Source organism: Halorubrum sp. AS12, assembly GCF_051122765.1.
GTDB lineage: Archaea > Halobacteriota > Halobacteria > Halobacteriales > Haloferacaceae > Halorubrum > Halorubrum trapanicum.
On record NZ_CP185385.1, the window covers coordinates 1967344 to 1982302 of the forward strand.

The 14959-nt window shown below is 68.4% G+C and carries 12 protein-coding genes, 2 tRNA genes and 1 pseudogene; 12 read left to right on the forward strand and 3 right to left on the reverse strand.

The features are described from left to right. The first annotated feature begins 23 nt into the window (after positions 1 to 23). From ACODNG_RS09795 to ACODNG_RS09820, 6 genes are all read left to right on the forward strand, one after another. A complete protein-coding gene (locus ACODNG_RS09795; RefSeq protein ID WP_434521163.1) occupies positions 24 to 269 on the forward strand; it encodes a PadR family transcriptional regulator in 246 nt (81 codons plus the stop codon). 160 nt (positions 270 to 429) lie between these two features. Beyond that, positions 430 to 513: transfer RNA gene (locus tag ACODNG_RS09800), tRNA-Leu, on the forward strand. Between the two features lie 490 nt (positions 514 to 1003). After that, on the forward strand, positions 1004 to 2659 hold the full coding sequence (locus ACODNG_RS09805) for a CTP synthase (protein ID WP_434521164.1): 1656 nt from the start codon (positions 1004 to 1006) through the stop codon (positions 2657 to 2659). Then, positions 2660 to 3577 (forward strand): glutamine-hydrolyzing GMP synthase, encoded by a 918-nt coding sequence (guaA, locus tag ACODNG_RS09810; protein WP_434521165.1) that lies wholly within the window; start codon positions 2660 to 2662, stop codon positions 3575 to 3577. It begins immediately after the preceding gene. Further along, entirely contained in the window at positions 3577 to 3990 is a 414-nt protein-coding gene (locus ACODNG_RS09815; RefSeq protein ID WP_434521166.1) for a DUF7126 family protein, read from the forward strand. The genes guaA and ACODNG_RS09815 overlap by 1 nt, the downstream gene beginning before the upstream one ends. Continuing rightward, complete coding sequence (locus ACODNG_RS09820; RefSeq protein ID WP_434521167.1) at positions 3987 to 4277, forward strand: glutaredoxin family protein; 291 nt, start codon at positions 3987 to 3989, stop codon at positions 4275 to 4277. The genes ACODNG_RS09815 and ACODNG_RS09820 overlap by 4 nt, the downstream gene beginning before the upstream one ends. 41 nt (positions 4278 to 4318) lie before the next feature. Here the strand turns inward: ACODNG_RS09820 and ACODNG_RS09825 are convergent, their stop codons facing one another. Further along, positions 4319 to 5965 (reverse strand): HVO_2922 family protein, encoded by a 1647-nt coding sequence (locus tag ACODNG_RS09825; protein WP_434521168.1) that lies wholly within the window; start codon positions 5963 to 5965, stop codon positions 4319 to 4321. Positions 5966 to 6082: 117 nt separating this feature from the next. Between ACODNG_RS09825 and ACODNG_RS09830 the strand changes: the two are divergent. Next, positions 6083 to 7268: pseudogene (locus tag ACODNG_RS09830) on the forward strand (amidohydrolase family protein). Positions 7269 to 7915: 647 nt separating this feature from the next. After that, positions 7916 to 10096, forward strand: coding sequence for an NAD-dependent DNA ligase LigA (ligA, locus tag ACODNG_RS09835; protein WP_434521169.1), 2181 nt, complete (start codon positions 7916 to 7918; stop codon positions 10094 to 10096). A 73-nt stretch (positions 10097 to 10169) separates the two neighbouring features. On the opposite strand, the gene ACODNG_RS09840 is transcribed toward ligA, so the two are convergent. Continuing rightward, positions 10170 to 11585 carry a GntP family permease gene (locus ACODNG_RS09840; protein WP_434521170.1) on the reverse strand — a complete coding sequence of 472 codons (1416 nt, stop codon included), beginning with the start codon at positions 11583 to 11585 and terminating at the stop codon, positions 10170 to 10172. A gap of 282 nt (positions 11586 to 11867) precedes the next feature. Here ACODNG_RS09840 and ACODNG_RS09845 point away from each other — a divergent pair, with 282 nt between their 5' ends. Together ACODNG_RS09845 and ACODNG_RS09850 are read left to right on the forward strand one after the other, a co-directional pair. Next, entirely contained in the window at positions 11868 to 12869 is a 1002-nt protein-coding gene (locus ACODNG_RS09845) for an ABC transporter ATP-binding protein (RefSeq protein WP_434521171.1), read from the forward strand. Beyond that, positions 12866 to 13681 (forward strand): ABC transporter permease, encoded by an 816-nt coding sequence (locus ACODNG_RS09850; RefSeq protein WP_434521172.1) that lies wholly within the window; start codon positions 12866 to 12868, stop codon positions 13679 to 13681. The genes ACODNG_RS09845 and ACODNG_RS09850 overlap by 4 nt, the downstream gene beginning before the upstream one ends. Before the next feature lie 159 nt (positions 13682 to 13840). Here ACODNG_RS09850 and ACODNG_RS09855 read toward each other — a convergent pair. Further along, a tRNA-Val gene (locus ACODNG_RS09855) sits at positions 13841 to 13914 on the reverse strand. Positions 13915 to 13974: 60 nt separating this feature from the next. Here ACODNG_RS09855 and ACODNG_RS09860 point away from each other — a divergent pair. After that, the gene (locus ACODNG_RS09860) at positions 13975 to 14463 is read left to right on the forward strand and encodes a DUF192 domain-containing protein (protein WP_434521173.1); all 489 of its coding nucleotides are present in this window, start codon (positions 13975 to 13977) and stop codon (positions 14461 to 14463) included. 76 nt (positions 14464 to 14539) lie between these two features. Continuing rightward, on the forward strand, positions 14540 to 14956 hold the full coding sequence (locus ACODNG_RS09865; RefSeq protein ID WP_434521174.1) for an SHOCT domain-containing protein: 417 nt from the start codon (positions 14540 to 14542) through the stop codon (positions 14954 to 14956). Positions 14957 to 14959: the final 3 nt, after the last annotated feature.

Consider the following 14959-nt stretch of genomic DNA (forward strand, 5'->3'; position numbering starts at 1 on the left):
TACAACCGAACCGGACAGACGTCGTGTCTCTCATCGGCGAAACCAAACTTCGAATACTGCGTCTCCTCGATGACGCCCCGTCTCACGGGTACGAGATACACAAGGAGATCGGCGTCACCACGTCGACTATCTATCAGCACCTCAACGAGCTCGAAGCGGCGGGGATGGTCGAACCGCACTCCGTCGACGGCGACACGCGAAGCCGAACGGAGTACCGCCTCACCGATGACGGGCGTCAGTTGCTCGATCTGCTCTCACAAGACGAGTAGTAGAGTGATGTGGAACGCACGGGTGAGATCACGCGAGTGGGGCTTGTGGCTCAGGCGACCCTCATGATGGTTTCCGGCCGTTCATCGGAACTCCCACACGACATCTGCGAACCCGAATCGGAGGCTTAAACCTTCATCAGGGTATTTGTCCCGAGTGCGTGCGAGGGTAGCCAAGCCCGGAAACGGCGGCGGACTCAAGATCCGCTCCTGTAGAGGTCCGTGGGTTCAAATCCCTCCCCTCGCATCGCCGGGGTCCACCCCCCGTGATGCGGAAGACGCTCTCGGAGCGCTCTTCCCTCGCAAAACTTCACTCGAACGCCGCGAGCGACTGCTATTTAAAGATCGGTGCGGTGGCGCGCGCCTCAGAGCGGCCGCCGAAGGCGGCCGCGAGGAGCGCGTGCGAGGGAGTCGGTGGTCCGGAGCGAAGCGGAGGACCACCGACGAGGCTGGGGAGGCGTGAGGTGCTGTGCGGGGCGGGCCTCGCGGCTGGGGCTTTGGAGGTGTTCACCGTCGATCAGTAGCTACCCACGTGTAGCCGCGGCTCGGGCTTTGGAGGCGTCCGTGATCGATCCCGATTCACCGGTTTGTCGGTGACCCCCCGGCACGACGCAGGCATCTCTCACGCCGCCACGACCAACCTCTCAACAGCGTATTGACACGTCCAGAAAAGACACGAACGTCCAGCAAAATACGGGGTCCGAAACGGTTTTGACCCGGCCTGCCGGACGGTCGATATGCCAGCAGATCCCGACACGGGGTACGACCCCTCGCTGGGTCGGAAGTTCGTGTTCGTCACGGGCGGTGTGATGTCCGGGCTGGGCAAGGGCATCACCGCCGCCAGCACCGGGCGCCTTCTCGCCAACGCGGGCTTCGACGTCACCGCGGTCAAGGTGGACCCCTACCTCAACGTCGACGCCGGGACGATGAACCCGTACGAGCACGGCGAGGTGTACGTCTTAAAGGACGGCGGCGAGGTCGACCTCGACCTCGGCAACTACGAGCGCTTCCTCGGCACCGACATGACGTTCGACCACAACGTCACCACGGGGAAGACGTACGAGCACGTCATCGAGCGCGAGCGCGCCGGCGACTACCTCGGCAAGACCGTCCAGATCATCCCCCACGTCACCGACGACATCAAGCGGCGGATCCGCGAGGCCGCCGAGGGGTCGGACGTCTGTCTCGTCGAGATCGGCGGGACGGTCGGCGACATCGAGTCCATGCCGTTCCTCGAAGCGCTCCGCCAGTTCGCCCACGAGGAGGACGACGAGGACATCCTCTTCACCCACGTCACGCTCGTCCCCTACTCGAAGAACGGCGAGCAGAAGACGAAGCCTACCCAGCACTCCGTGAAGGAGCTTCGTTCGATCGGGCTTCAGCCGGACATCCTCGTCGGGCGCTCCGAGGACCGGCTGGACCCGGAGACGAAAGAGAAGATCGCCTTATTCTGCGACGTGCCCACGGACGCCGTCTTCTCGAACCCGGACGTCGAGGACATCTACCACGTCCCGCTGATGGTCGAAGACGAGGGGCTCGACGAGTACGTGATGGAGCGGCTCGGCCTCGTCGACGAGGCGCTCCCGAAGGAGGACCGCTCGACCGAGTGGCGCGACCTGGTCACGCGCGACCGCGACCGGGAGATCGACGTGGCGCTCGTGGGCAAGTACGCCCTCGAAGACGCGTACATGTCGATCCACGAGGCGCTGAAACACGCAGGAATCCAGACGGGGACCGAGGTGAACGTGCTGTGGGTCGACGCCGACGAGACCAGCGCGGAACACGAGAAGCGCCTCGCCGCGGCGGACGCCGTCGTCGTCCCCGGCGGGTTCGGCTCCCGCGGCACGGACGGGAAGATCGAGGCGATCCGCTACGCCCGCGAGAACGGCGTGCCCTTCCTCGGACTCTGCCTGGGCTTCCAGATGGCCGTCGTCGAACACGCGCGCAACGTCCTCGGTCTCTCTGACGCCCACTCCGCGGAGATCGACCCCGACACGCCCCACCCGGTCATCGACCTGCTCCCCGACCAGTACGAGACGGAGGATATGGGCGGGACGATGCGGCTCGGCGCCCACGAGACCGACATCGAGCCGGGCACGCTCGCGGCGCGGGTGTACGACGCCGACGCCTGTACCGAGCGCCACCGCCACCGCTACGAGGTGAACCCCGAGTACATCGACGCGCTGGAGGCGGACGGACTCGTCTTCTCCGGGCGCGCGGACAACCGGATGGAGATCCTCGAACGCCCGGACCACCCGTTCTTCTTCGGCACGCAGGCGCACCCCGAGTTCCGGTCGCGCCCCGACCGCGCGAGTCCGCCGTTCGTCTCCCTCGTCGAGGCGGCGCTGGAATCGACGGACACAACCGAGCGGAACGCGGACGTGAGGCTATAGATGGTCGAGACGGAGGAATTCATCGCGGAGGCGAAAGCGGAGATCCGGGAGGCGATCGGCGACGCGAACGCCGTGATCGCCCTCTCGGGCGGCGTCGACTCCTCGGTCGCGGCGACGCTCGCGTACGAGGCGGTCGGCGACCAGCTCACTCCCGTCTACGTCGACACGGGGCTGATGCGGAAGGGGGAGACCGAGGAGATCCGCGACACCTTCTCGTTCATGGAGTCGCTGCGGGTGATCGAGGCGCAAGAGCGCTTCTTCGACCGCCTCGCCGGCGTCACCGACCCCGAGGAGAAGCGACACGTCATCGGCGAGGGGTTCATCGACGAGTTCGAGACGGTCGCGCGCGACGTGGGCGCCGACTACCTCGTTCAGGGGACGATCTACCCCGACCGCATCGAGTCGGAGGGGAACATCAAGTCGCACCACAACGTCGGCGGACTCCCGGAGGTCGTCGACTTCGAGGGGATCGTCGAGCCCGTGCGCGACCTGTACAAAGACGAGGTGCGCGAGGTCGCCCGCGCGCTCGGTCTCGAAGAGATCATCTCCGAGCGGATGCCGTTCCCCGGTCCCGGACTCGCCGTCCGGATCGTCGGCGAGGTGACCCCGGAGAAGGCGGCCGTTGCCCGCGAGGCGACCCACGTCGTCGAGGAGGAGCTGGAGGAGTACGACCCGTGGCAGGCGTTCGCCGCGGTCCTCGGGAAGGCGACGGGCGTCAAGGGCGACAACCGCGTCCACGGCTGGGTGGTCGCGGTGCGCTCCGTCGAGAGCCGCGACGGGATGACTGCCCGCGCACAGGAGCTGGACTGGAGCACGCTCCAGCGGATCCAGAGCCGGATCACCGGCGAGAACGAGAACGTGGCGCGCGTCGTCTACGACGTGACCCACAAACCGCCCGCGACGATCGAGTACGAATGATGGCGGGGACCCACGCCCGGCCCGACGGCGGTCGCGCCGCGGGCCCGCTCGCCGTCGTTGCTGGTTCCGACGAGAACGGTCTCGGCGAGGAACTGGCCGCGCTCGGCGTCGAAATCCGCCGCATCGACGGGCTCGTCACGGCGACGAAGCTCGAAGAAGCGGGGATCGCCGACGCCGCCTACTTCGTCCTCACCGACGTCGAGGAGGCGACCGGGATCCCGGTCGCGAAGGAGCTGAACCCCGACGTTCGGGTCGTGACGTACGCGAGCCGGTCGCTGCCGGAGTTCGTCGCGACCGTCGCCGACCTCGCGGTCGACCCCGCCCTGCTGGACGCCGCGACGGTCGCCGAGGAGCTGACCGGCGACGAGGAGGCGAGCGACGCGGACGCAGACGACCCACAGACCGAGCCGTGACCGGGGACGACGAGTCGACCGAGGACGGTCCCACGACCGTCCCGGTCACCCTCTACACCCGCGAGGACTGCTCGCTGTGCGTCGTCGCCCGCGAGACGATCGAGTCGGTCGCGGCCGACCTCGACGGCGTGACGGTCGCACTCGACGAGGTCGACGTCGACACCGACCCCGAACTGGCCGAGGAGTACGGCGAGCGCGTCCCGTACGTGCTGGTCGACGGCCACCCGGCGTTCAAGTACGAGGTCGACGAGCGCGACCTGCGGCTGAAGCTCTTGGCGGCGACCTGACCCGGAAAAAGCCGCGACCGACCGCGACGGACCGCTTGCTTCTACTCCTGCTTTTCGACCGTCTCCGCGCCGGGCGCGTTCGCCTTCACGCGCGTCACGGCCTCGACGGCGTTCGACCGGGAGGCGTACCCCTCGCCGGAGTCGGCGAGGACGTTACCGTTGCGGTGGCGGAGCCGCCAGCGCCACTCCTCGGCGGCGTCCTCGTAGATCTCGAACGCCGCGCTCCCGGCCGCCAGCGCGCTCGCGTCGGGCGCGTACTCGCTCACGCGCTCGACCGCGTCCGTCGCGTTCGACTCCGAGGCGTACCCCTCGCCGCCGTCGGCGATGATGTTCCCGTTGTCGTGGACGAGCCGCCAGCGCCACGAACCGCCTTTGTCCTCGTAGGCCTCGAAGGTCGCCTTGCTCTCGCCGTCGCCCGCTCTCCCCTCCGCGTCCTCGTAGTCGGGGAATTCGAGCCCGGCGCCGCCCGCGTTCGACCTGACGCTGTCGAGACCCTGTTGGGCCTTCGACCGGGAGGCGTACCCCTCGCCGGAGTCGGCGAGGATGTTCCCGTTCTCGTGGACGAGCCGCCAGCGGTACTCGCCGGCGGCGTCGCGGTACACCTCGAACGCCGCGGGGTCGATCCGGAGGTAGTCCGCGGCCGCGACGTGGTCGCGGAGCTTCGAGAGCGCGCGCTTCGCGTTCGACACCGAGGCGTACCCTTCGCCGGAGTCCCCGACGACGTTACCGTTGTCGTGACGGAGCCGGAAGCGCCACTCGTCGGCGCTGTCCCCGTACAGCTCGAAGGTCGCCTGACTCTCCGGGACCACGTCCTCGTCCGGGATGGCGACGTCCGGCTCCGCGGCGTCTGCCGGCTCCGGGCCGTCGTCGGCGGCGACCGCCTCCGCCTCCGCGACCGGGGTCTCGATCCGGAGGAGGCCGGCGCCGAGCGCGTTCCGCCGGACGCTGTGGAGGCCCTGCTGGGCCTTCCCGCGGCTGCTGTACCCCTGTCCGGACGAGGCGATGACGTTACCGTTGCGGTGGCGGAGCCGCCAGCGGGGCTTCCCGCCCGCGTCCTCGAACAGCTCGAACCGGGCCTTGCTCTCGCGCAGCGCCGCGGTCTCCGCCCGGGCCGATTCGAGCGCCGACTCCGTCTCCGACAGCTCCTCGCGGGTCGTTTCCAACTCCGACTCGGTCGCGTCCAGCTCCGCGGTCGTCCCCTTGGCCGCCTCGGTCGCCGCGGCCGCCTCGCCCCGCAGCCGCTCGTAGTCTTCGTACACCGGATCGGAGAGCAGCGGGACGACCGTCCCGGCGAGACCGATCAGCAGCAGTCCAACGCCGTACACCGTGATCACGGTCGGGTCGCCGGTCGCGGTGAACCACCCGTCGGGGAAAATGTTCACGAACCACACGACGCCGAGGACGCTGACGGCCGTCCCCAGGTAGCCGAGATAGGTTCCGGCTCGCCGGAGCGGGAAGCGGATAACTGCCCCGAGCATGACGAAGGGCGGCGCCAGCGCCGTGAGCGCGTACGCGATCCCCCGCGTCGTCGACTCCGAGCCGGTGAGGGAGAACAGCGCGACGCCGGCCAGCCCGAGCAGCACCCCGAACCCGAACAGCCAGTAGCCGTTCACCTCGTCGTTCGTCGTCGGCGTGCCGATCCGCCGCTCGTACAGTCCGCCCGTTTGGTCTGGATCGTTATTTACCATATCTGAAACGACTCCGCCCACCCGTTTATAAGTGAGGGCGGATATCGCGATTCGGCGACGGACTCCCCCGACTACCGCGACCCGAGCGTTTACCAGCTAGACGCTCCCTTGTAGGGTATGTACCTATTTCGAGGCGGTCGCGTGGCGGACGCCGCGGGGACCCGCGAGGCCGACGTGGCGGTCGCGGACGGCGAGGTCGTCGCGGTCGGCGATCCGGCGGCGGTCGACGACGCGGTCGCGGAGTTCGACGACGGCGAGACCACCGAGGTCGACGTCGGCGGGCAGGTCGTCGCGCCCGGACTGATCGACGCGCACGTCCACGCCATGATGGACGGCCGGCCGGACGTCGCGACCGCGGTCTCCGACAGCGACTACACCGCGAGCTACCGGACCGCGAGCAACCTCGACGCCGCGGTCTCGGCCGGCGTCACGACCGTTCGCGACCTCGGGAGCCGCGGGACGCTCGCGCTCGACGCCGCGGAGGCGGTCGCCGCCGGCGACATCGACGGCCCGCGCGTGCTCGCCTGCGGCCGCAACGTGATCATGACCGGCGGCCACGGCAACTGGTTCGGTCGCGAGGCCGACGGTCCCGCGGAGGTGCGGAAGGCGGCCCGCGAGCAGCTGAAGGCGGGCGCGGACGTGCTCAAGTCGCATGGCCACCGGCGGCGTCCTCACCGAAGGCGCGGTGACGGGCGCGCCCGAACTCACCCCCGAGGAACTGGCCGCGTTCACCGACGCGGCCGCGCCGACCGACACCCCCACCGCGGCCCACGCCCACGGCGAGGAGGGGATCAAAAACGCCGTCGAGGCCGGCATCTCCAGCATCGAACACGGGACGTTCATGGACCGGGAGGCCGCCGAGATGATGGCCGAGCGCGGCACCTACTGGGTGCCGACCGCGAGCGCGCTCCGCGGTATCGTCGAGCACGGCGTCGAGGCCGGTATCCCCGAGGACGCCGTCGCGAAGGCGGAAGACGCGGCGAACCGCTTCGACGACGCGTGGGACCACGCGCTCGACGCGGGCGTCCCCATCGCGATGGGGACCGACGCGGGCACGCCGTTCAACTTCTTCGAGGAGATTCCGCAGGAATTGGCGTACATGGTCGACCACGGCCTCTCGCCGGAGCGGGCGCTGGAGGCCGCCACCGTCAACGCCGCCGACCTGCTCGGACTCGACGACGTCGGGCGCGTCAAGGAGGGATATCAGGCCGACCTCGTCGTCCTCGACGCCGATCCCACGGAGGACGTGACGGCGTGGCAGGACCCCGAGGCCGTGTTCGCGCGCGGCGAGCGCGTGGAATAAGAGAATTCAGTCTGGTGGCAGCCTTTATAAGTAACCGAGCGGCGTCGCAGTCGAGTGTTTATAACTGAACGACGATTCTGCGGCGAACGCTTCGAAAGCCCCAGCTGCTCGTTTATAAATGACTGACTGCTGATCGTCGGTGAAGGCCTCCAAAGCCCCAGTCGCGAGGGCTCGGTGCGCTCGCTGTGCTCCTCGTCGCTCGTTTCACTCGCTCCTGCGGTGCTTGCGTCGCGCGCCTTCGCCCTCGCGACTGCCCCTTTGAGTCCCGCCCCGAACCGCACCGCAACCGCCGGAAGACGTTCCTGCTCGCTCACTACTCGCGGCTTCGCCGCTCGTTTATCGAGGTGCTCGCTCCGCTCGCACCTCGCACCGTTCGCTGCGCGGGCTGCGACTTCCGTGCTCCCGCTCGCTCCCTTCGGTCGCTCGCGGGACCGCACCTCACGCCTCCCCAGCCTCGCGGTTCGCGCTCTCCGAGCGCTCACCGCGTCCCTCGCGGGCGGTTCGCGGCCGCCGATGGCGGCCGCTCACCGGCGCGCCGACCGCACCGCGCGTTCATTTATAAACAGCTGTTTCCGCCGATCTGCGTACCCGCCCGCGGAGCGACACGAACGGTCGATTTTAACCCGAGTAGCCGCAAGGATTGGTCGATGACGAGCGCGCACTCCGGGTCGTCGGCCCGGCACGCGGACCCGGACGAGAACCCCTACGTCGAGGACCCCCCGACCGACTTCGACCCGGTCGACGACCTCTCCGAAGACGAGGCCGCCGAGCAGGCCGAACTGCTCCGGGCGGCGGTCCGCGAGCACGACCACCGGTACTACGTCGAGGCCGCCCCCCTGATCTCCGACGAGGCGTACGACGCGCTGTTCGCCCGGCTGCGGGACCTCGAAGACGCGTTCGACCTCCCGACCGAGAACTCGCCGACCGGACAGATCGGCGGCGAGCCGCTCGACGCGCTGGAGACGGTCGAGCACGTCGCGCCGATGCTCTCTATCGACAACGCGACCGACGCCGCTGCGGTCCGCGAGTTCGACGAGCGCGTCCGCGAGGGGCTGGCCGACGCGGCCGACTCCGGCGACCTCTCCGGGTTCGAACCCGACGACCTCGCGTACGTCTGCGAGCCGAAGTTCGACGGCCTCTCGATCGAGGTGGTGTACGAGGACGGCGAGTACGTCCGCGCGGCCACCCGCGGCGACGGTCGCGAGGGCGACGACGTCACCGAGCAGGTCCGCACGATCCGGTCGGTGCCCGGGCGCCTGCGCGGTGACGACCATCCCGACCGGCTCGCGGTCCGGGGCGAGGTCTACATGCCCCGCGACGCCTTCGAGGCGTACAACGAGGCGCTGATGGAGCGCGGCGAGGAGCCGTTCGCGAACCCTCGCAACGCCGCGGCCGGCACGCTCCGCCAGCTCGACCCCGCGGTCGTCGCCGAGCGCCCCCTCGACGTCTTCTTCTTCGACGTACTCGCGTGGGAGGCGGACGATGATGGTCCCGAGCGCCCCGCGCGCCACCGCGACGCGCTCGACGCCTTCGAGTCGCTCGGTCTCCGCCGGAACGACCGAGTCGCGGTCGTCGACAGTATCGAGGCCGCGATCGACTACCGCGACGAGATACTGGCCGTCCGCGAGGACCTGAACTACGCGGTCGACGGCGTCGTGATCAAGGTCGACGCCCTCGCGCACCGCGAGGCGCTCGGGACCACGTCGCGCGCGCCGCGCTGGGCGTTCGCCCACAAGTTCCCGCCGCGGACCGCGACGACGACCGTCGAGGGAGTCACGGTTCAGGTGGGCCGCACCGGGCGGCTCACGCCCGTCGCCGAACTGGACCCCGTCGACGTCGGCGGCGTCACCGTCTCGCGAGCGACCCTCCACAACCCCGCCGAGATCGAGGCGCTCGGCGTGAACGTCGGCGACCGCGTCCGGATCTACCGCGCGGGCGACGTGATTCCCTACGTCCCGGAGGTCGTCGAAAAGCGCTCCGAGGGGACCTACGCGTTCCCCGACGCGTGTCCCGTCTGCGGGGCCGACGTCGAGCGGGACGGTCCGCTCGCGTTCTGTACCGGCGGACTGGGCTGCTCCGCCCAGCTGGAGCGGGCGGTCGAACACTGTGCGCGCCGCGACGCGCTCGACGTGGAGGGGCTGGGTCCGGAGCGGGTCGAACAGCTCCGCGAGACCGGACTCGTCGAGTCGCTGCCGGACCTCTACGACCTGACCGCCGCGGAGCTCGCCGAGCTGGAGGGGTGGGGCGAGACGAGCGCCGAGAAACTGATCGCCGAACTCGACGCGACCCGAGACCCGCCGCTCGACGACTTCCTCGCCGGGCTGGGGATCCCCGACGTGGGCGCGACGACGGCTCGGGCGCTCGCCGCGCACTTCGGGACGCTCGACGCCCTCCTCGACGCGGACGAGGCGGCCCTCCGCGACGTCGACGACGTCGGTCCCGAGGTGGCCGCGTCGATCCGGACCTTCCTCGACCGCGAGGAGAACCGCGCGGCGATCGACGGGCTCCGCGAGCGCGGCGTCGACCCCGAGCCGTTCGAGACCGACGCGGCCGACGGACCGACCGACGCGCTCGACGGACTCACCTTCGTGTTCACCGGTTCGCTCTCCGTCCCGCGGAGCGAGGCGCAGGCGCACGTCGAGGCGCACGGCGCGTCGGCGACGTCGAGCGTCTCCGGGAACACCGACTACCTCGTCGCCGGCGAGAGTCCGGGGCGGTCGAAGCGCGACGACGCGGCCGCCGAGGACGTGCCGGTCGTCGACGAGGACGAATTTGCCGACCTGCTCGAAGCGCGCGGCGTCGACTGGCCGCCCGAGGGCAACGAGTAGCGGCGAGTCGATTCTCGGCGGAGCCGTTCGAGAAAAACTGTCCGGACGAGTCGGTGAAACGATCCGACCGGAGTCAGACGAGCGGAACGATCCTGGAGACGATCAGCACGGTCACGAGCCCGGTCACCGAGATGATCGTCGTGAGGGCGGTCCACGTCTGGAGCGTCTCCCGCTTGGTGAGCCCTCCGATCTCGCTGACGAGCCAGAAGCCGGAGTCGTTGAACCACGAGAAGATGTTCCCGCCGGCGCCGATGACCATCACGAGGTAGGCCGGGTGGACGGTCAGCTGGCCGGTGAGCGGCGCCATGATCCCCGCGGCGGTCAGCATCGCGGCCGTGGCCGACCCCTGTGCGACGCGCACAATCGCGGCGATGAGCCAGGCCGTGATCAGCAGGCCGATACCCACTTCCTGGAGCGCGTTGGCCAGGTAGTCACCGATCCCGGAGGCGGCGAGCAGCGCGCCGAACGCCCCGCCGGCCGCCGTGATCGCGGCGATGTTCCCGCCGCTCTGGAGCGCTTTGGTGAGTTCGTCGCTCCACTCGCTCTGGCTCATGTCTTCGAAGCGGTAGAACGTGTACGCGGCCGCGAGCGCGGCGATCGTCAGCGCGACGTTCTTGTTCCCGATGAAGTCCGTGACCGGTTGTACCGAGGCCAGGACCGGAAACAGGTCTTGGAACGTGTTGACGAACGTCGAGGACGCGATCAGCAGGACCGCAAGCAGGATCGGTGCCAGCGACTCGATCACTCCCGGAAGCTCGCTGGTCGGTCGGTCCGCGACCTCCTGTAGCTCGTCCGTCGAGGTCGACATCGTGTCCCGCAGCGGGATGTCGAGCCGGTTGTTGATCCAGCGTCCGTAGACGAGTCCGGAGACGATCGCCGCCGGGATGGCGACCGCCAGTCCGACGACGATGGTCGTGAACAGGTTGCTCCCGACCTGATCGGCGACCGCGAGCGGGCCGGGCGTGGGCGGGACGAACACGTGCGTCGTCGCGGCCCCCGCGCCGACGACGACGATGAACAGCGTGTAGTCCCGACCGACGCGGGCGCGCATCGACCGGGCGAGCGGTGCCATGAGGTAGAACACGCTGTCGAAGAACACCGGAATCGCGAGCACCGAACTGCTCCCGAGCAGCGCGATGTCCGAGTTGCTCTCGCCGAGTACGCCTTGGAACCCGCGGACGATCCGCTGTGCCGCGCCGCTCTCTAACATCCCTTTCCCGATTATCGCGGCCATCAGGATCGGTATCCCGATCCCCGCCATACCGTTGCCGAACGCCGTCGCGACTTGGCTGCCGGCGTCGGCGGCTGTGAAGTCGGCGACGAAGATCGTGTTTACCACGCCGACCAGGAACGCCGAGATGATCAGCCCGATGAACGCCGGGAGGTCCAGCCACACCAGTAGGGCCACCACAATTATCAGGCCAATTATGAACGTTAGTAGCGGACTGTGCGCAAACTCGACAGCTGCCTGAAGTGGTATCGGAACCATACCGATGAGGTATGTATGATATTATCATTTAAATTTTTCCACGGGGACAGATCTCCATTTATAGGCGTTAAAACGCCCAAAAACTGCTCTCTTTCTCCCGCGTACCGGTTCGTCTCGCTTGGCGAAAAGCAGTCAGAGAACTACGAATTGATCTTTATTACTTTTGAGCAAACACTTCTGACGGCGGAAGACAGGTATGTTCTCCGACATAGTCTTCGAGTGAGCGGGCGTCGCGCATCTCGACCCACAACCCTTTATCAACTCACGCCGGAACCGGAAGGCATGACCGCGATCGAACTGCGCGGCGTCCAGAAGGAGTTCGCCGACGTCACGGCCGTTCGCGACCTCGATCTCACCGTCGAAGACGGCGAGGTGTACGGGTTCCTCGGGCCGAACGGCGCCGGTAAGTCCACGACGATCGACATGCTCCTCGACCTCGTCCGCCCGACTGCGGGGACGGTCCGCGTCCTCGGTGCCGACGTCGCGACCGACGGGGTCGAGATCCGCCGGCGGACCGGCGTGCTCCCGGACGGCTTCTCGGTGTACGACCGGCTCTCCGGGCGAAAACACGTCGAGTTCGCCGTCGAGTCGAAGGGCGCGGGCGACGACCCGGACGCGCTGCTCGACCGCGTCGGTCTCGACGGCGACGGCGACCGCTCCGCCGGCGAGTACTCGAAGGGGATGCGCCAGCGGCTCGCCCTCGCGATGGCGCTCGTCGGCGACCCCGACCTGCTGATCCTCGACGAGCCCTCCTCCGGTCTCGACCCGGCCGGCGCCAAGGAGATGCGCGAGATCGTCCGGACGGAGGCCGACCGCGGCGCCACCGTCTTCTTCTCCTCGCACATCCTCGCACAGGTCGACGCCGTCTGCGACCGCGTCGGCATCCTCCGCGACGGCGAGCTGGTGGCCGAGGACTCCGTCGAGGGCCTCCGCGAGGCAGTCGGCGGCGAGGAGACGCTGGAGGTCGCGGCCGCGGGCGCCGACGACGACGCGGTCGCGGCGGTCCGCGCGCTCGCCGGCGTCTCCGGCGTCACCCGCGACGGCGACGACTTAGTGGTGAACTGCGCCAGCGACGCGAAGACCGACGTGATCGCCGCCTTGGAGGACGCCGGCGTCGCGGTCGACGACTTCCACACCCGCGAGGCGTCGCTGGAGGATCTCTTCTTGGCGTACACGGAGGGCGACGCGGCGAATGAACGCGTCCGGGACGAACAGGTGTCGACTCCGTCCTCAGGAGATTCACCGGGAGATGACGCCGTAAGTGAGGGGGTGAGCGACCAATGAGTGTGATTGCGATCGCAAAAAAGGACTTCCGCGACGCGGTTCGATCCCGTTGGCTACTCGGCTTGACTCTGTTGTTCCTCAGTCTCGTCTCTTTCGTCGCGTATCAGGTACGACCGCCGGCCGGCGAAACTGTTTCCTCGAATGCGTTCCTGAACGCGCGGCTCATCGGATTCATGGTCGGAACACTCGTGCCGCTTACCGCATTAGTCATCAGCTACAACGCGATCAGCGGCGAACGCGAGTCGGGGTCGATCAAGCTTCTGCTCTCTTTGCCGAATTCCCGGGCTGACGTGGTTCTCGGAAAGCTCGCAGGTCGATCGATCGCCTTCTCTCTGTCTGTTATCACCGCGTTTGTCTTCCCTGCCCTACTGCTTGCGGTCGGCCCGCTTGAGCTTGATTTGGTGAAGTTCGCAGCATACGTCTTCTTCGCCTGTCTGCTCGGAAGCTCGTTCATCGGAATCGCCGTTGGGTTCTCTGCGGCAGTGTCGACGCAGACGCGCGCCCTCATCGGCGGACTCGCGATATACGTGCTGTTCATCCCGGTCTGGTCCGTCGCAGAAGTCCCGCTATCACTCTGGCTGACTGCCGCGGACCCATCGTGGCTCCCGATCACCGGCCAGGAACTGTACACGCTGCTCAGAGTCGGGCGACCTTCCGGTGCGTTCGGGGTCATCACTGATATCCTACTTCAGTCCGGCGAGATAACGGGAACTCAGCGGCGGATCCAGATATCTGCGGCAGCGATGATGGTTTTCTGGACTCTCGCACCCCCACTGGCCGGACTCTGGAAGTTTGAGACTGACGACCTGTGAGAGTTAGTGTGCGCTCCTGACCCGCTTGCTCGTCTCGAAAACGTAGCTCGGGCGGGTTCGAACCGGAGAAAGACGGTCGTCTCGCTTCGCTCGACGCTGCGTCTTTCAGGGTTCGAACCGCCCTCGCATACCTGTGACTCACTTCGTTCGTCCCAGAAATGGGCTCGGGCGGGTTCGAACCGCCGATCTCAGCCTTGTAAAGGCCGCGTCATAACCAGCTAGACCACGAGCCCTCACCGAAACAACCCCCCGAGAGCGGAAAACGATTTCCTTCCGCGACGCGAACCTCGACCGTGAACCGCCGCCTCATCGGGGTCGCGGCCGCCCTCGCGCTGATCGCCCTCGCCGGAGCCGCCGTCGCCGCGACGAGTCCGGCCCTCCTGATCACCGGCTACGACACCGCCACGGTCGAGGCCGTCGACGGCGACACCGGCGAGTCGCTCGCGACCGTCGACGCCCGAGTCGCGGACGGCTTCGTGAAGCGGTACGTCGGGCTCTCCGCGACCGAGGAACTCGACGCCGCCGAGGGGATGTTGTTCGTCCACGCTGACTCCGCGGAGCGCGCCTACGTGATGCGCGACATGGCGTTCGCGCTCGACATCGTCTTCGCCGACGCGAACGGAACCGTCACGACGATCCACGAGGCAGCGCCGGAGTCGCGGCCGCTCACCCGCTACGAGGGGACCGGGCGGTACGTCCTCGAAGTGCCGCGCGGGTGGAGCGACCGCCACGGGGTCGACCCCGGCGACCGACTGGTGATCGAGGACCGCGAGCGCGCGTGACGACCCCGCGATCCGTCGCGACCCGCCGCGGACCGCCGACGAAACCGCTTTCAGCCTCGCAGGCGTCGCTGCGGGTATGACCGGACTCGCCCGCCGGGTCGCGTGGAACCTCCGCCACCGCTGGCGGCGGATCTTCGCGCTCTGCGTCGTCGGCGTCGGTGTCGCCGCTCCCCTCCTCACCAACCTCTGGTGGACCCTCCCGCTCGTGTGGTTCTTCGGTCTCGGCATCGCCCTCCCCGTCCTTCACACTCTGACGAAGCCGGTCCCGGACGCCGACCCCGACGACCGCGAGGACGCGACCGGCGACCCCGCACTCGACGCGCTCCGCGAGCGGTACGCCAACGGCGAGATCGACGAGCGGGAGTTTGAGCGCAAACTCGACCGCCTGCTGGAGACCGAGGACGCCGAGACGGTCGACGATTCGGCCGACGGCGACGTCGCCGACCGTGTCCGAGGCGGCATCCGCCGGGAGATGGAGCGGATCCGGGAGTGACCG